At 69.5% G+C, this 17,116-nt stretch carries 14 protein-coding genes; 4 read left to right on the top strand and 10 right to left on the bottom strand.

Going from position 1 to position 17,116, the window contains the following annotated elements; all coding sequences use genetic code 11:
* Positions 1-4: 4 nt before the first annotated feature.
* From ACO073_RS29385 to ACO073_RS29415, 7 genes are all read right to left on the bottom strand, one after another.
* The gene (locus ACO073_RS29385) at positions 5-1,522 is read right to left on the bottom strand and encodes an ABC transporter substrate-binding protein (RefSeq protein WP_422002865.1); all 1,518 of its coding nucleotides are present in this window, start codon (positions 1,520-1,522) and stop codon (positions 5-7) included.
* Positions 1,519-2,595: an ABC transporter ATP-binding protein gene (locus ACO073_RS29390; RefSeq protein ID WP_422002866.1), complete on the bottom strand. Its 1,077-nt coding sequence runs from the start codon at positions 2,593-2,595 to the stop codon at positions 1,519-1,521. Before ACO073_RS29390 ends, ACO073_RS29385 begins: the two co-directional genes overlap by 4 nt.
* Complete coding sequence (locus tag ACO073_RS29395; protein ID WP_422002867.1) at positions 2,592-3,575, bottom strand: ABC transporter ATP-binding protein; 984 nt, start codon at positions 3,573-3,575, stop codon at positions 2,592-2,594. Before ACO073_RS29395 ends, ACO073_RS29390 begins: the two co-directional genes overlap by 4 nt.
* Positions 3,572-4,297 carry a DUF1028 domain-containing protein gene (locus tag ACO073_RS29400; protein ID WP_422002868.1) on the bottom strand — a complete coding sequence of 242 codons (726 nt, stop codon included), beginning with the start codon at positions 4,295-4,297 and terminating at the stop codon, positions 3,572-3,574. Before ACO073_RS29400 ends, ACO073_RS29395 begins: the two co-directional genes overlap by 4 nt.
* 77 nt (positions 4,298-4,374) lie before the next feature.
* Positions 4,375-6,180 (bottom strand): gamma-glutamyltransferase family protein, encoded by a 1,806-nt coding sequence (locus ACO073_RS29405; RefSeq protein ID WP_422002870.1) that lies wholly within the window; start codon positions 6,178-6,180, stop codon positions 4,375-4,377.
* Positions 6,181-6,239: 59 nt separating this feature from the next.
* Complete coding sequence (locus tag ACO073_RS29410; RefSeq protein ID WP_422002872.1) at positions 6,240-7,118, bottom strand: YgfZ/GcvT domain-containing protein; 879 nt, start codon at positions 7,116-7,118, stop codon at positions 6,240-6,242.
* A gap of 102 nt (positions 7,119-7,220) precedes the next feature.
* A complete protein-coding gene (locus tag ACO073_RS29415; RefSeq protein ID WP_422002874.1) occupies positions 7,221-8,291 on the bottom strand; it encodes a hypothetical protein in 1,071 nt (356 codons plus the stop codon).
* A gap of 156 nt (positions 8,292-8,447) precedes the next feature.
* Between ACO073_RS29415 and ACO073_RS29420 the strand changes: the two genes are divergently transcribed.
* The 3 genes from ACO073_RS29420 to ACO073_RS29430 all read left to right on the top strand — a co-directional run bounded on the left by ACO073_RS29420 (position 8,448) and on the right by ACO073_RS29430 (position 12,460).
* Entirely contained in the window at positions 8,448-9,440 is a 993-nt protein-coding gene (locus tag ACO073_RS29420) for an MDR family oxidoreductase (RefSeq protein ID WP_422002876.1), read from the top strand.
* A 172-nt stretch (positions 9,441-9,612) separates the two neighbouring features.
* A complete protein-coding gene (locus tag ACO073_RS29425) occupies positions 9,613-10,944 on the top strand; it encodes an aspartate aminotransferase family protein (protein ID WP_422002877.1) in 1,332 nt (443 codons plus the stop codon).
* Positions 10,945-11,044: 100 nt separating this feature from the next.
* Positions 11,045-12,460, top strand: coding sequence for a phospholipase D-like domain-containing protein (locus tag ACO073_RS29430; protein ID WP_422002879.1), 1,416 nt, complete (start codon positions 11,045-11,047; stop codon positions 12,458-12,460).
* 164 nt (positions 12,461-12,624) lie between these two features.
* Here ACO073_RS29430 and ACO073_RS29435 read toward each other — a convergent pair whose 3' ends face one another.
* Together ACO073_RS29435 and ACO073_RS29440 are read right to left on the bottom strand one after the other, a co-directional pair.
* Positions 12,625-13,317, bottom strand: a complete 693-nt coding sequence (locus ACO073_RS29435) for an endonuclease/exonuclease/phosphatase family protein (RefSeq protein WP_422002880.1) — start codon at positions 13,315-13,317, stop codon at positions 12,625-12,627.
* A 7-nt stretch (positions 13,318-13,324) separates the two neighbouring features.
* Entirely contained in the window at positions 13,325-15,130 is a 1,806-nt protein-coding gene (locus ACO073_RS29440) for a cation:proton antiporter (RefSeq protein WP_422002882.1), read from the bottom strand.
* A gap of 86 nt (positions 15,131-15,216) precedes the next feature.
* Between ACO073_RS29440 and denD the strand changes: the two genes are divergently transcribed.
* Complete coding sequence (gene denD / locus ACO073_RS29445; protein ID WP_422002883.1) at positions 15,217-16,230, top strand: D-erythronate dehydrogenase; 1,014 nt, start codon at positions 15,217-15,219, stop codon at positions 16,228-16,230.
* 12 nt (positions 16,231-16,242) lie between these two features.
* Here the strand turns inward: denD and ACO073_RS29450 are convergent, their stop codons facing one another.
* Positions 16,243-17,067: a class I SAM-dependent methyltransferase gene (locus ACO073_RS29450; RefSeq protein ID WP_422002885.1), complete on the bottom strand. Its 825-nt coding sequence runs from the start codon at positions 17,065-17,067 to the stop codon at positions 16,243-16,245.
* Positions 17,068-17,116: the final 49 nt, after the last annotated feature.

Here is a 17,116-nt window from a genome sequence, read left to right on the forward strand (position 1 = left end):
GGCCCTACTTCAGCTTGACGCCGACCACGCGGATGAGGCCGTCGGGCATCTGCTTGTAGCCCTCGACCTTGTCGGACAGGGCGACCAGCACCTGCGTGTGGTAGAGGTAGATGATCGAGCCCTCGGCGAGGAACTTCCGCGCCACGGTCTCGTAGGCCTTCTTGCGCTCCGCGAAGTCGCTCTTGGCCCGGGCTTCGGCGTGCGCCGCGTCGACCTCCTTGTCGCAGAACTTGGCGTTGTTCTGCGGCGAGTTGCAGGTCTGGAACGAGTAGGAGTTGCCGTCGGGATCGCTGCGGCCGCTCCAGCCGATCAGGAAGAGCTGGAAGTTGCCGTCCTCGGCCTGCTTCAGCGAGGTCGCGAACTCCGTGACCCTGATCTTGAGGTCGAAGCCGGCCTCAGCCGCCATCGACTGCACCACTTCGGCGACCGCACGGGTCTCGGGGCCGTTGGGCACCATGAAGTCGAGCGACAGCGGACCGGTGACGCCAGCCTCCTTCAGGAGCGCCTTGGCCTTGGCGACGTCGCGCTTGGGGATCGGGAAGGCCGACTGGTAGTAGGGATTGGTCGGGTTGATCCACTGGTTGCCCGGCACGAACTCGCCGTTGAACACGACCTGATTCAGCGCGTCGCGGTCGATCGACAGTTCGAGCGCGCGGCGCACGCGGGCATCCTTGCCCAGCGGGCTGTCGGCCTTTGCGCCGTTGCCGAGGTTGATCGTCAGGCCGAGATAGCCGAGCGACACGGCCTTGAGCAGCTTGAGCTTGGGATTGTCGCGCACCGTCTTGATGTCGGTGGCGAGCACGCGCTCGATCATGTCCAGCCCGCCCGATCGCAGGTTGGCGAGCCGCACCGTGCCGTCGACGATCGGCAGGTAGGTGATCTTGTCGATGAAGACCTGGTCCTTGTTCCAGTAGTCGGCGAACTTCTCGACCACGATGCGGTCCTGCTGAACCCGCTCGACGAACTTGTAGGGGCCGGCGCAGACCGGCTTCAGGCCGAACTTGTCGCCGGTCGCCTCGGCGGCCTTGGGCGAGACCATCATGCCGGCGCGGTCGGTGAGCTGGGCGAGCAGCGGCGAGAAGGGCGCCTTGAGGCTCAGCTTGATGGTGAGCGGATCGACCACCTCGACCGATTCCACCGAGCCCAGCTCGGGCTTGCGGAACGAGCCCTTCATGGTGAGGTGGCGGTCGAGGCTGTACTTGGCCGCGGCCGCGTCGAAGGCCTCGCCGTCGTGGAACTTGACGCCGGGCCGCAGCTTGATGGTCACCGTCTTGCCGTCGGCCGAGGTCTCGTGGCCGAGCGCCAGCTGCGGTACGACGTTCAGCTTCTCGTCGATGTCGAACAGCTTGTCGCAGATCGACGCGAACACGATGCGCCCGACATAGGTGCGCGCCAGCGTCGGGTCGAGCACGTCGGGATCCTCGGCCAGGCCGATGCGGAGCTGGCCCTGGGCCAGCGCGCCACCGCCGGCCACCGTGGCCAGCGCCAGCGAAAGCGCCAGGCGTCTCGCGATCTTCCTCATGAAACCTCCCTTTGGGTCGTTACGAAGGCGGCCTGCAGCCGCGACAGGCGAAGGCGATCCCCGGCCGCGCCCTCGGGCCCGATCAGGGCCGGCGGCGGGGGAAATTCGGGCCACCAGGGGCAGGCGGTGGCATGTCCCGCGCCGTCGTCGGCGAGCGCCGGCTCGTCGCGCCGGCAGGCGTCGCGGGCGAAACGGCAGCGGGTATGGAATCGGCATCCCGGTGGCGGCGCCATCGCGCTCGGTATGTCGCCCTCGAGCAGGGCGCGCTCGCGGACGACGGTCGGATCGGGCAGCGGCACCGCGGCAAGCAGGGCGCGCGTGTAGGGATGGCGCGGGCTGCGGAAAAGTTCGTCGGTCGTCGCCGTCTCCACGATCTTGCCGAGGTACATTACGGCGACGCGGTCGGCGATGTGCTTCACGACCGCGAGATCGTGGCTGATGAAGATGTAGGCCAGGCCGAAGCGCCGCTGCAGCGAGCGCATCAGGTTGATCACCTGGGCCTGAATCGACACGTCGAGCGCCGAGACCGGCTCGTCGGCGACGATGAGACGGGGCTCGACCGCCAGCGCGCGGGCGATGGCCAGGCGCTGGCGCTGGCCGCCGGAGAATTCGTGCGGATAGCGACGGGCATGGTCGGGCCGCAGCCCCACCAGCTCGAGCAACTCGCCGACGCGGGCGCGGCGCGCCGCCTCCCCGCGCGCCAGCCCGTGCAGCATCAGGGGCTCGCCGAGCATGGCGCCGACGGTCATGCGCGGGTTCAGCGAGGCATAGGGGTCCTGGAAGATCGCCTGCAGGCGCCGGCGGCGGGCCCGCATCGCGCCATCGTCGAGCGCGAGCAGGTCCTCGCCCTCGAAGCGGATCTGCCCTTCCGTCGGCTCGAGCAGCCGCAGCACCAGCCGGCCGACGGTCGACTTGCCGCAGCCCGATTCCCCGACCACGGCCAGCGTCTCGCCGGCGTGGAGCGCGAAGTCGATCCCGTCGACCGCGCGCACATGTCCCGAGACGAGGCCGAAGGCGCCGCGGCGGACCGGGAAGTGCTTGGCCAGGCCCGAGACCTCGAGCAGCGGGCTCATTGCAGGACTTGCGACAGCGGTGCGCGTCGGCAGCGCGTCAGGTGTCCCGTCGCGACCTCGACCAGCGCCGGCGCGGTCTCGCGGCAGGCCGGCTCGACGAACGGACAGCGGGCGGCGAAGCGGCAGCCCTCCGGCGGCCGCGCCATGTCGGGCACGCGGCCCTCGATGGAGGGCAGGCGGTCACGCTTCTCGTCGAGGCGGGGGATCGAGCCCAGCAGGCCCACCGTGTAGGGATGCTCGGGCCGCGCGAACAGCGCATCGACCGGCGCCCGCTCGACGATCTGGCCGGCGTACATGACGGCGACGTCGTCCGCCATCTCGGCCACGACGCCGAGATCGTGGGTGATCAGGATGATCGCGGTCCCCGTGTCGCGGCGCAGGCCGCGCATGAGGTCGAGGATCTGCGCCTGGATGGTGACGTCGAGTGCCGTCGTCGGCTCGTCGGCGATCAGCAGCTGCGGCCCGCAGGCCAGCGCCATCGCGATCATGGCGCGCTGTCGCATTCCGCCCGAGAGCTTGTGGGGGTAGTCGTCGATTCGCTTCTCGGGCGAGGGGATGCGCACGAGGCGCAGCATGTCGATGGCCCGGGCGCGGGCGTCGCCGGCGGACAGGTGCTGGTGCTGCTGGATCGCCTCGATGATCTGGTCGCCCACCGTGTAGGCCGGATTGAGCGAGGTCATGGGCTCCTGGAAGATCATCGCCAGACGGGCGCCGCGCAGGTCGCGCACGGCGTTGTCGGGCAGGGTCAGGAGATCGCGTCCTTCGAAGCGGACCTGACCCGTCACGCGGGCGCTCTCGCGCGGCAGCAGGCCCATCACGGCGAGCGAGGTCACGCTTTTGCCGCAGCCGGACTCGCCGACCAGCCCCAGCGTGCGGCCGCGCTCGAGCGCAAGGTCGATGCCGTCGACCGCCTGGACCGTCCCGTCCTCGGTGGCGAAGGAGACCGCAAGCTGGCGCAGGTCGAGCAGGGGACTGCTCATTGGCGTCGTGCCGCGAGGCTCCTTTCGATGCCCGCCTCGATCGTCCGGCGATCGAAGGTGCCGGCCGGGTTCTCGCGCGTCGGGAGAAAGGCGCGGAAATGCGTCCAGTGCTCCCGGCTGGCGGCCTCGAGGCGTGCGAGCTCGAGCAGCGGCTCGACATGGTCGTCGACCCGCAGGTCGAGCTCGGAGAAGTCCTGGTCGCCGTAGATGACCAGAGCTGCCGACTGCTTGCCCCGCTTGTCCCCGCCCGCCTTCTCGCCCGCCCGCAGGGCGCCGATCAGGCGCCGCGGCAGCGGCATGGCCTCGTTCTCGCGGAAGTATCGCACCGTCTCGGCGATCACCTGGGGCCCGGCGAGCATGTTGCCGGCAACCGAGAGGTCCTCGCCCACCCAGTGGCCGCACCAGGGCACGCAGTCCGCGCCGGTGTGGGCGGCGAAGCGGCCGTCGGCGCCGAGGACGTGGACCTGGCGATGCTCGCGACCGGCGTCGGGCTGGATCAGGAGGCGCACCAGGTCGGTGGCGCCGACGCCTTCGCGGATCAGCCGCAGTCCGTGCGGTCCATAGAGAGGATTGAGCAGCGCCTGGGTGCAGACGGCGCCCTTGAGCGGCTCGACATACGGAACCCGGGCTCCGACGGCGAAGAACTTGGTCGCGACCGCGACGGCGATGCGGCGCGTGGCGCCGTCGCCATCACGCTCGCGAAAGATGATCGACCAGGTCATGCGATTAGGCGTTCATGCTTTCCCGGGCCGCGAGCCTCCGGCTTGCGGCCCGGAAGACGTATGACAAAGCACCGCGGTTACCGGCCGGCGGCGTAGCCTTGCATGCCGCGCGGGTTGGCCGCGGCCTTGCGCCACGGATCCTCGCGGCTTGCCGCCGTCAGGCGACCTTCGGACCAGTCGTCGTTCATCTCGACCTCATGGCCGCGCTTACGCAATTCCCGGGCCGTCTCCTCGGGGATGCGGCCCTCCAGCACCAGCACACCCGGGCGGGCGGTGCGCGGCCAGAAGGAGGAGGGGAAGTGCTCACTGTGCCAGGCCGGCGCGTCGATCGCTTCCTGCAGGTTCATGCCGCAATGGACGTGGCGCAGGAACATCTGGGTGATCCACTGCTCCTGCTGGTCGCCGCCGGGAGAGCCCCAGACCATGTACGGCTCGCCATCGCGATGAGCGAGGGTCGGCGTCAGCGTGGTGCGCGGCCGCTTGCCGGGCGCCAGCGAGGAGGGCTGGCCTTCCTCGAGCCACATGATCTGGCCGCGCGTGCCGATCGGGAAGCCGAGCTCGGGCACGACCGGCGAGCCGTGCAGCCAGCCGCCCGAGGGCGTGGCCGAGACCATGTTGCCGTCCTTGTCGACGATGTCGAAATGCACCGTGTCGCCGCTCATCTGGCCCATGCGGCCGACTGTGGGCTCGCCGGCGCCGCTGGCCGCCACGGCGGCGCGGCTGCCGTCGGCCTTGCGCAGCCGAATGACGCCGCCATAGCCCTCGACCTTGCCCGGCCGCTGGTCGAGCGACGCCCTGGCCGGGTCGACGAGCCTGCGCCGGTCGGCGTTGTAGGCCTCCGACAGCAGCGTCTGCATCGGCACGTCGACGAACTTGGGATCGCCGTAGAAGGCCTCGCGATCGGCGAAGGCGAGCTTGCTCGCCTCGACGACGGTATGGATGAAGTCGGCGCTGGTCGGGTCGGCGCCGTCGAGGTTGAAGCCCTTGAGCAGCGCGAGCTGCTGCAGGGTCACCGGGCTCTGCGCCCAGGGGCCGGCCTTGCACACCGTGTAGCGCCCGTAGTCGTAGGTGAGCGGCGCCTCGACCGTGGCCTGCCACTTCGCCATGTCCTCGCCGCGCAGCAGGCCCTTGTTGCGCTGACCCGACACGTCCATCAGCTCTTCGTGGGTGTAGAAGCGGTCGATCGCCTCGGCGACGAAGCCCTGCGACCATGTCTTGCGGGCGCGCTCGATCACCGCCTCGCGGTCGCCGCCGCCGGCCTCGGCTTCCTTGATGATACGGAGATAGGTGTTGCCGACCGCCTGGTTGCGGAAGAGCTCGGCTGGCCGCGGCACCTCGTTGCCGGGCAGGTAGACGGCGGCAGAGGTCGGCCAGTTGTCGCGGAAATTGTCCTTCACGGTGGCGATGGTGGCCGAGGCGCGCTCGACCAGCGGATGGCCGTTCATCCAGTAGCCGACGGCCGGCGTCAGCACGTCGGCCAGCGTCATGGTGCCGTAGTCGCGCAGCATCAGCATGTAGGCGTCGAAGGTGCCGGGAACGGCGGCCGGCAGCAGCCCGGTGCCGGGAATGAGGTCGAGGCCCAGGCCCTTGAAGTGGCCGATCGTGGCCTTGGCCGGCATCACGCCCTGGCCGCACATCACCTCGGTCTTGCCCTTGCCGACGGCGTGGAAGATCAGCGGCACGTCGCCGCCCGGTCCGCAGAGATGCGGCTCGACCACCTGCAGGGTGAAGGCCGTGGCCACGGCGGCGTCGAAGGCGTTGCCACCGCGCTCCAGGATTCCCATGCCGACCGCGGTGGCGATCCAGTGCGTGGAGGTCACAACCCCGAACGTGCCCACGATCTCGGGGCGGGTGGTGAAGGGGTTGGGGTTGATCAGCTTCACTGGGCCGGTCTCCTTGCGCGTCGGGCGGGGGAGACCTTAGGCCCGCGGCGGCGGCGCCGCTAGGGGGCGGTATCGGCCGGCAGTCGCATCCAGGACGGCACCTCCGGAATGACCCGGGCGCCGCCCGCCGACAGGTCCGCGCCGGCTCGCGCTGCCTCGGTCTGCAGCAAGGCGAGGGCCCGCCCGCCGGAGCCCGATCGCACTTCGCCGACCTCCCGGTCGTCGAGGCTGACGGGGGTGCCGGGTGGCGGCAGCGAACCCTCGATCCTCACCGGGAACAGGCGCTTGCGGATCAGCGCCCGGTACTTGGTGCGGGCCGTCAGCTCCTGGCCCATGTAGCATCCCTTCTGCCAGTCGATCCCGTGCAGCTCGTCGAAGCCGTTCTCGAGCAGCAAGGCCTTCTCGACCACGAGGTCGCGGCTGCCGTCGGGAACCCCCAGGGCCAGCCGATGAGTATCGTAGGCGTCCAGAGGGGCCTGCGCGACGCCGCGCGCCGCTAGCAGGGCGCCCGCCTGGCCGGCCGGCGCCAGCAGCCGCACGCCCAGCTCCGGCAGCCGGGGGTCGACGAAGCCGACGGCGCCGGCGACCGGCAGCAAAGACGGTGCGTCCGGCCCGAACAGGGCGGCCACCTCGAGGGTGGCACTGCGGTCCTCGACCGTGACCTTCGACCGGAGCTTGTACAGGCTGAGCTTGCGGGCCAGCGCCGCCGCCCGGTCGCGCTCGGTCTCCAGCAGCAGCGTGTCATCGCCGCCGTCGACCACGAACATCTCGTTGAGGAAGCGTCCCTGTGGGGTCAGCAGGGCGGCCCAGATAGCTCTGTCCGGGGCCACCCGGGTGGTGTCGTTCGAGATCAGGCCCTGCAGGAAGGCGACGCGGTCCGGGCCGCCGACGGCGATGACGCCGCGATGGGGGAGCAAGGTATAGGCGACGGCAGGCATCCAGCAGATTTGGGGGCAAGCCCTCCGCTTGGCAAGGCGCTGCCCGGGACCGTCAGCCGACGATACCCGAATCCGGCCGGCGGGTGACGTTCACGAGAACCGTCAGGCGGCGTTGGCGGCCGGCGCCGGGATGGCCCAGTCGAACAGGCCCGTATGGACGCCCATGGCCTCCAGCAGGGCCACAGCCTCGTCGCGCAGCCGGTGATCGGGGTCGCTCTCGGATCGATGTGCGATTGCCGGCCGCATGTGGCTCCCGGCGCCGCTGCGCGTGCCGTCGAGCGAGTGGCCGATCGCCTTCTCGATTGCTCTCATGTTCCCGCGGCGGGAGAGGAAGACGGCATCCTCGAGGAAGGACCAGTCGCGGCGCGCGCCGGCGAGATGCGCGAGGATCTCGCCCATCGTCCCGACACGGTCGGCCATCAGCCTCTCGTACGAGAAGAGGCGCACCTGATGCGGGTACATCTCCGCCAGGGCCTGGAAGGAAACGAACTGCCGGGCATAGGACGGCAGGGCGGCGCGCAGCAGGTAGTCGCGGAACGGCACCGCGGCCAGCGGCACCCCGTCGAGCTGGTTGTAGGCCGGATCCTTGTGCTCCTGGCCGTAGCGGAAATACGACGCCGCCTGGTCCAGCGGGTTGCGGTACACGAGGGCAATCGGCGCGCCGCGACCGCGCGCGGCCGCGCGCTCCACCGCTGACACCCGGACCGTCACATAGTCGTACGGCGCCAGCTCGACCGGCGTGTAGCGATAGTTCAGGCCCTCGTGAAAGTAGTCGTAGCCGCGGACGTGGAAGTTCGTCTGCGGCCACCATGCGAAGTTTCTCGCGAGATTCGCGAAGCCGGGGCAGACGGTATGACCGATGAAGAGATGCTCGGCAGGGAGGATCTCCTCCACGGCGAAAAGAGGTCCGCCCTTGAAGCGCGAAAAATCGAAGCGAGGGCCTGCCGGATCCCCGACGACCCTGCCGGTCAGCCGGTCATCGATCCGTCCGCCGCTCTCGAGATGGCGAAGAAACGAGATTGCATACCGCAAAAACCAAGTTCCCGAACGCGGGATCGTGGACAGGATCGGCAACGCGCGAGCACTCAGCATGCTCTCAATACGCTCGATGCACAGCAAATCTCCCCCGGCGGGCGGCAGATCGACGTTTTCACGACCGTCTGCCCTCGTCATTTGCGCGAGCCGGGCAGGGGTTGGAACCCATCGTGCAATGTAAGATAACGCCCTGCGCCGGACGGGTCTAATCCGTCGTAGCTCATGACAAGATCGAACGCCTGTGGACAGAAGCGGCGTTCGATGCCAGCTGCATCCATTTTCAGGAGTCTCTCGATGTCGTTTCGCGCGCTTGTGCTGACCCAGGGCGCCGACCGCAAGGTGAGCGGTGCGGTCGAGACGCTGCCGCCGGACCGGTTGCCGGCCGGCAGCGTCACGGTCGAGGTCGAGTACTCGACCCTGAATTATAAGGACGGTCTGGTCCTGACCACAGGCGGCGGGCTGGTGAAGACCTGGCCGCATGTCGGCGGCATCGACCTCGCCGGCACAGTCGAGGCCTCCGAGGACCCGGCTTTCCGGCCGGGCGACAAGGTAGTGCTGAACGGGTGGCGCGTCGGGGAGCTGCATTGGGGCGGCTATGCCACCAAGGCGCGCGTGAAGGGCGACTGGCTGGTGAAGCTGCCCGCGTCGATCTCGACTCGGCGGGCAATGGCCATCGGGACGGCGGGCTACACGTCGATGCTGTGCGTGATGGCGCTGGAGAAGCACGGGATCCGGCCGGAAGCCGGAGAAATCCTGGTCACCGGCGCCGCGGGTGGCGTGGGATCGGTGGCCGTCGCCATCCTGGCCAAGCTCGGTTTCGCGGTCGCCGCTGCCACCGGTCGGCCGCAGGAGGCCGACTATCTGAAGGGGCTGGGCGCCGCGAGCGTGATCGAGCGCAAGGAGATTGCCGAGGCCCCCGATCGTCCGCTGCTGACGGAGCGCTTCGCCGGGGTCGTGGACACCGTCTCGGGCGTCATGCTGGCCCGTGCGCTGGCGCAGGTGAAATACGGCGGCGCGGCCGCGGTCTGCGGTCTGGCCGGTGGCCCGGCATTTCCCGGCTCGATCCTGCCTTTCATCCTGCGCGGCGTCACGATGTACGGCATCGATTCGGTGATGCTGCCCAAGGCGCCGCGCGAAGAGGCCTGGCGGCGCCTCGGCAGCGACCTGCCGCTCGACAAGCTCGATTCCACAGTGTCCGAGGTCGGGCTGGGCGACCTCATGGCTCTGGCGCCCCGGATCCTGAAGGGCGAGGTGCGCGGACGGGTCGTGGTCGACGTCGCCCGCTAGAATTCCTCAAGCCAGCCATACGCGGTCGCGTGGCCCGGGGCCGGCACAAGTGATAGGTTCGCCAGTCCGCTGACATTCCGGCGCGACCGTGACCCCTTGCCGTGAGGCAAAGGGGCCTCGCGGGCGTGGCGGGATGGCCGCTCCCGTTCAACCGATGCCGAAGGTCCGCCACATGACACCGCCTGCCACAGCGCCCACCGCCAACAATCTCGAAGCCTTCTTCATGCCGTTCACGGCGAACCGGCAGTTCAAGAAGAACCCCCGGCTGCTGGCGCGGGCCAAGGGCGTGCACTACTGGACGCCGGAAGGCCGCAAGGTGATTGACGGCACGGCCGGCCTGTGGTGCGTCAACGCCGGCCATGGCCGCGAGGAGATCAAGGCCGCCATCGCCGCCCAACTCGAGGAGATGGACTACGCGCCCAGCTTCCAGATGGGCCACCCGAAGTCGTTCGAGCTGGCGGCGCGCCACGCCGCCATGCTGCCGGGCGACCTCAACCACGCCTTCTACTGCAACTCCGGCTCCGAGGCGGTCGACTCCGCGCTCAAGATCGCGCTGGCCTGGCAACGCGCCCGCGGCCAGGGCACCCGGACCCGCCTGATCGGCCGCGAGCGCGGCTACCACGGCGTCGGCTTCGGCGGCATCTCGGTTGGCGGCATGGTCAACAACCGCAAGCAGTGGGGCACGATGCTGCCCGGCGTCGACCATCTGCCGCACACTCACGTGCCGTCGAAGAACGCCTTCTCGCGCGGTCTGCCCGAGCATGGCGCCGAGCTGGCCGACGCGCTCGAAGGCCTGGTCGCCCTGCACGACGCCTCGACCATCGCCGCGGTGATCGTCGAGCCGTGCGCCGGCTCCACGGGCTACCTGCCGCCGCCGAAGGGCTACCTGCAGCGTCTCCGCCAGATCTGCGACAAGCACGGCATCCTGCTGATCTTCGACGAGGTCATCACCGGCTTCGGCCGTCTCGGCACGGGCTTCGCCGCCGACTACTTCGGCGTCATCCCCGATCTCATGACGGTGGCCAAGGGCATCAGCAACGCGACGGTGCCGATGGGCGGCGTCTTCGTGCGCAAGCATGTCTACGACGGGCTGATGAACGGCCCTGAAAACGTGGTCGAGCTCTTCCACGGCTACACCTACTCCGCCCATCCGCTGGCCTGCGCCGCCGCCATGGCCGTGCTCGACATCTACAAGGACGAGGGCCTGTTCGAGCGCTGCGCCGAGCTGTCGAAGTACTGGGAAGACGGCGTGCACTCGCTGAAGGGTCTGCCGGGCGTCACCGACATCCGCAACCTGGGTCTGGCGGCCGGCATCGACATGGAAGCCCGCAAGGATGCCCCCGGCGCCCGGGGCTTCGATACCTTCATCAAGGCCTTCGAGCTCGGTCTGATGGTTCGCCAGGCCGGCGACACGATTGCCATGTCGCCGCCGCTGGTGATCGAGAAGGCCCAGATCGACGAGATCATCGACCTCGCGGGCAAGGCCATCAAGCAGGCGGCCTAGGCCAAGGCTCCTTCCCTCCGCGGGCTCCCGCGGAGGGAAGCATCCGGACGTTCGGCCTCTGTGGAGGAAAACGCTCCGGCGAACCTGCTATACCCGCCGCGTGACTCTCGACGACAGCCTGACAGCACTGGTTGGCGCGGCGGCTGCGGCAGGACACGTCGCCCTCGCCGGTGCCGTGACGGTCCACGTGCTGCTGCACAAGCGCAACGTCGGGGCGGCGGTATCCTGGATCGGCATCGCCTGGCTCTCGCCCTATCTCGGGGCGCTGCTCTACGTCACGATGGGCATCAACCGGGTCAAGCGCCGGGCCCAGCGCCTGCGCCGGCGGCGACTGCTCGACTCGGGGGCGGCGGCGCTGGCGAACGAGCTGGCGCCGGAGAAGATGACGCCGCTCGAGTTCGCGATCGGCCGCCTGACCGGCCTGGCCTGCGAGCCGGGCAACAAGGTCGAGATCCTGCGCAGCGGCGACGAGGCCTATCCCCGCATGCTGGCGGCGATCGAAGCGGCCGAGAAGAGCGTCGGCCTGGTGAGCTACATCTTCCGCTCCGACCGGGCCGGCGAGCGCTTCCACCGTGCCCTGATCGAAGCCCAGCGTCGGGGCGTCGAGGTGCGGGTGCTGATCGACGGTGTCGGCGGCGGCTATTTCTGGTCGGGCACCTACCACGCCCTGCACAAGGCGGGCGTGCCGGTCGCGCGCTTCCTCCATTCCTACCTGCCGTGGCGGATGCCGTTCGTGAACCTGCGCAACCATCGCAAGGTGATGGTCGTGGACGGCCGCATCGCCTTCACTGGCGGGCTCAACATCGGCGCCGAGAACATCCAGGCCGACGATCCGCCGTTCGTGGTGCGCGACACGCACTTCCAGCTCGAGGGGCCCGTGGTCGAGCAGTTGGCCGACGCCTTCGCCGACGACTGGCTGTTCACGACCGGTGAGAAGCTCCTGACCGACAAGTGGTTTCCGCCGCTGGAGAAGGCAGGTTCGGTAACGGCCCGCGTCGTGACCTCGGGGCCCGACGAGGACATGGAGCAGATCGAATTCGTGGCGCTGCACGCGATCTCCTGCGCCCAGCGTTCGGTCAGGGTGGTCACGCCGTACTTCCTGCCGCCCGAGCCGCTGACCATGGCGCTGGGCCTCGCCGCCCTGCGCGGCGTCAGGGTCGACATCGTCCTCCCGGAAAACTCCAACCACGCCATCCTCGACTGGGCACGCCGCGTGCCGCTGCGGCCGCTGATCGTGGCCGGCTGCCGGGTGTGGCTCGTGCCCGCGCCGTTCGATCACTCGAAGCTGATGTTCGTCGACGACAGCTGGGCGCTGATCGGCAGCGCCAACTGGGACACGCGCAGCTTCCGGCTCAATTTCGAGGTCAATGTCGAGCTTCACGACAGCGACCTCGCGGCCCGGCTGAACGCGCTCACCGGGAAGGGGCGGGAGCTCGGCGTCGAGGAGCTCGACGCCGATTCCCTCTTGATCCGCCTGCGCAGCGCCGCGGCCCGCCTGCTGCAGCCCTATCTCTGATCCCGAGCAGCGGCTTCTGGATGAGAGGGGCATGGCTGGGGCGCGTCACTCCGTGACGCGTCGTTGGAGCGCGGACCTCCAGGTCCGCTCACGATCATGATGCGGGCCTGGAGGTCCGCGCTCCGATCGCTTCAAGCAATGAATCGACCAGACGTCGCCGCGCCCTATCGATAGAGGCGGCGCAGGCGGTCCCGCCTGATCGGCCGCATGTCCGGGCGGGCCCGCAAGCCGCTTCCGTCCAGTCCCCATCCTTCGGCAAGGGCCAACTCGAGCCGGATCGGCCGGTGGTCGGAGGGGCCGAAGGCCAGCGCGTCGGCGGTGCGGCAGGAGAGTCCGTGCACCAGGCAGCGATCGAGACGAAAGGGCACGACGTTGCTCGCGTAGTGCGTCGGCTCGCGGGGACCGACATCGGCGAACCCCGGCAGCAGGACCGGCCCGACGATGTTGTAGTCGCCGATGATCGCCGACGGCTTGCCGCGTAGGGCGGCCGCGATGCGGCCGAGCTGCCGGCGATTGAGCAGCTGGCCGTGCGAGAGGTGGACGTTGGCGAGGGTGATGTCGCCGATCTGCACGAGCTGGGCTCGGCGGCGCGGCAGGCGCCCGGGCAGTCGCGAGGCCGGCAGCGACAGGGCGCGCGGCACGCCGAAGCGATGGGGACTCCACACGGCCAGCCCGTGGATGCGGCCCAGCCAGGACAGGCGGTGGAAATGGCCGCCGACCAGAGACGGCAGGTCCCCGATGTGGCGCGTCGCCTCCTGCATCAGCATCACGTCCGGTTTCTCGCGGTCGACCAATGCCGCCACATCCTCGACGGCCGCCCCTGTCAGGCGCAGCAGGTTCCAGCTTATGACCTTCAACTTGTCCTCATGACCTGGGGATCTTCTCGCGCCGGGCGTGGCGGATCTGCTCGGTGATCGACGAGGTGGTGCCGGCCGCGGCCTGGAGCTCGCGCCGCACCATCTCGCGCCGCTCGTGGATCGACGCGATCACCAGCCCCATCGGGATGCCGAGCGCGACCAGCGAGGATTCGGCGAGCTGGAGGCTGGCCTCGATCGTCTCCGGCACGGTATCGGTGACCTGCAGCGTGTAGAGGTGTCGAGCGTGCTGGGCGTCGTGCGCGCGCGCCACCAGCATCACGTCGGGTCGCCGCGCGCGCACCGCCCGCACGACGTCGTCGACGGCCGCCGTGTCGAGCGTGACGATCACGCCGGTGGCCTCGTCGAGGCCGCAGCGCCGCAGGAAAAGGGGTGCCGAGGCATCGCCGTAGTAGATCGGCCGCCCCAGCCGCCGCCATCGCTCGACGGCGGCGGCGTCGCGATCGATGGCGATATAGTCGATGGCGTGCTTCTCCAGGAGGTCGCAGACCAGCTGGCCGACCCGGCCGTGGCCGACCACGATCACGCGCCTGGTCTGGTCGTCGGGCGGCAGCACCGTGAACTGCGGATCGATGGCAACCGCGCGCACGAACAGGTTGCCGGCGCGCCGGGCCAGCAGGGCGATGAACGGCAGCGAGGCCATGGTGAGCGACACGACGGCCAGGACGCCGGCGGCGACCTCGGGCTCGACCAGGCCGACCGTGACGGCGAGGCCGATCCCGATGAAGGCGAACTCGCCGCCCGGCGCCAACAGCAGGCTCGATTCGATGCTGGCCGACCAGGGGGTGCCGAACAGCCGGGCCAGGGGAGCGAGCAGCAGCGCCTTGACGAGAATCATGGCGAGGAAGCCGCCGGCAACGACCAGCGGCTCGTGCAGGATGAAGGCGAGGTCGACATGCATGCCGACCGAGAAGAAGAACACGCCCAGCAGCAGGCCGCGGAACGGATCGATCATGGCCTCGACGGCGCGGCGGTACTCGGTCTCGGCCAGGAGCAGCCCGGCGACGAAGGCGCCCAGCGCCATCGACAGGCCGGCATAGGCGGCGACGACGCCGGAGCCGACGGCGATCAGCAGTGTCGCCGCCATGAAGAACTCGGGATTATCGGTGCCTGCCGCCAGCCGGAACAGCGGCTTCAGCACGAGCCGGCCGACGACGGCGATCGTCAGCACGGCGACGGCCGCCTCGGCCAGGGCGACGGCGATGCCTTCGGCGACCGACGCACCGTCCGCCGGTCCGGCGAGGGCACCGATCAGGAAGAGGAGCGGCACGACGGCCAGGTCCTGGGCCAGCAGGATGGCGAAGCTGGTGCGGCCCGTGGTCGACATCATGCGGTGCTGGCCGGACAGGAGCTCCATGACGATCGCGGTCGAGGAGAGGGCGAGGCAGGCCCCGACGATCAGCGACGCGGCCGGCGGCAGGCCGAGCCGGAGCGCGCCGAGGCTCAGCACGGCCGTGGTCAGCACCACCTGCAGGCCGCCCAGGCCGAACACCAGTCGGCGCATCGTGATCAGGCGGCGCAGCGACAGTTCGAGGCCGATGAAGAACAGCAGGAAGACGATCCCCAGGTCGGCGATGAACGCGATCTGCGGTTCGCCGGTGACCGTGAAAAGGTCGACGACCTGGGAATGCGGCGCCAGCCGGCCGAGGCCATGCGGGCCCAGCGCGGCGCCGACCGCGAGGAAGCCCAGAACCGGACTGATCTTGAGACGATGCACGACGGGTGCGACGACGGCCGCCGTGCCCAACACGATCAAGGCGTCCTTGAAGACGAAGATCTCTTGCGTTCCCGCCATTGCGCCAAACATAGACTGCGCGCGCCGATCTGTGCACACTTTCGTCCGCGGCCGCCAACAGGCCGGACCCCAGGGACGGAGACGACATGAAGGTGGTGATCACCGGCGGTGCAGGCTTTCTCGGCAAGAAGCTGGCCCGACGCATCCTGCAGGATGGCGCCATCGCCGGCCTCTCGGGCAAGCCGGAGCCGGTGAGCGAGCTGCTCCTGTTCGACGTGGGCAAGGCGAGCGGCCCCGGCCTCGATGATCCTCGGGTGAAGACGCTGGCCGGCGACATCGCCAACTTCGCGACCGTGCAGTCCGTGGTGCAGGGGGCGGCGACGGTGTTCCACTTCGCCGCCGTGGTCAGCGCCGGCGCCGAAGCCGATTTCGACCTCGGGTACCGGGTCAATCTCGACGGCACGCGCAACGTGCTGGAAGCCTGCCGCGCGCTCGGCACCAACCCGCGCGTGGTGTTCACGAGCTCCCTGGCCGCCTTCGGCGGCGACCTGCCGCCGGCGGTCACCGACGAGACCGCGCTCACGCCGCAGACGTCCTACGGGGCGCAGAAATCGATCGGCGAGTTCCTGGTGCGCGACTATACGCGCAAGGGCTTCCTGCGCGGCACGGCGGTGCGGCTGCCGACCATCTGCGTGCGCACCGGCCTGCCCAACAAGGCGGCCTCGACCTGGGCGAGCTCGGTGGTGCGCGAGCCGCTGACAGGCGTCGACGTCGTCTGCCCGGTCGATCCGTCGACGATCATGGTGGTGTTGAGCCCGCGCAAGACGGTCGATGCCTTCGTCCGGCTGCACGATCTGCCGCCCGATGCGTTCGGGCCGGGCCGCACGCTGCTGCTGAACGGCATCAACGTGACGGCCCGCGAGCTCGAGCAGGCGGTCGGCCGCCACGCCGGCAACCGCAAGGTGGGCAAGGTCACCTGGGAGCACGATCCCGCCATCCAGAAGATCTGCGACGGCTGGCCCCAGGGGATCGACTCGCAGCGGGCACGCCGGCTCGGCTTCGAGACCGACAGGGACCTCGACGAGGTGGTGCGCAACTTCATCGCCGACGACCTCGACGATCAGATGAAGCTCGTGACGGCGGCGCCGACGGCGGCCTAACGGAGCGGGCCGCTACCGCCCGGTCAGCATGCGCCAGCCGTTCTGCAGGTGGCGCAGCGGTCCCCAGACGTGCCGCGTGCGCATCATGTGCCAGCGCTGCGGCTCGTTGTCGGGACCCGCGATCGGGCCGGCATCGTCGACATAGTCGGTGATGCCGACCGCGTCCGTGTCCCACGGTCCGGTGGTCTTGAAGATCGTCGTCCGGGCGCCGTAGCCGCCCAGCGCGCGGCTCATGCCGGAGGCCATGAAGTCCATGTAGCGCGGCAGGCTCTCGGGCCGGCAGAGGTAGCCCTTGTTGAAGCCGACCGCGAGCAGGCGGAAGTGGAACGGGTTCTTCTCGAGGTAGCGCACGACCTCGGTCGTGTTGGCGGGATAGCGGGGCGAGAAGAAATCGTCGATCACGACGATCCCCTCGGTGTTGACGATCCGGTTCGCCAGCTCGAGCTCACGGTAGACCGCGGTGCCGGTGTGCTCGCCGTCGATGTGGAACCAGCGCACCGTCTGGTGCATGGCCTGCAGATCGAGCTTGGCCGGCAGGTCGGAGGAGGGCCCCGACAGGGGCACGATGTTGGCCGGCTCGGTGCCCACCGACCGGATGGCCCGGGTGACGGCCTCCTCGTCGAGGCGGAGATCGCACAGGTACAGCTTCTCGCTGCCCTTGCGGTAGGAGGCGAGCAGCGAGGCGGATCGCCCGCGCCAGACGCCGATCTCGAAGAGGTCGCCGGAGATGTCGGCCTGCTGGTCGAGGAGGGCGCGCCACACGCAATAGGACTGGAACATGAACCAGCCCGGAATGGCGTCGACCTTCTCCCAACTGAGCGTTGTGGGTCCTTGCATTGCGGCGCCTTGCTAACAGCGCTCTTTGGACGCTGCAAGCCGGCTTGCG

It is taken from the genome of Reyranella sp. (assembly GCF_965229815.1).
Classification (GTDB): Bacteria; Pseudomonadota; Alphaproteobacteria; order Reyranellales; family Reyranellaceae; genus Reyranella.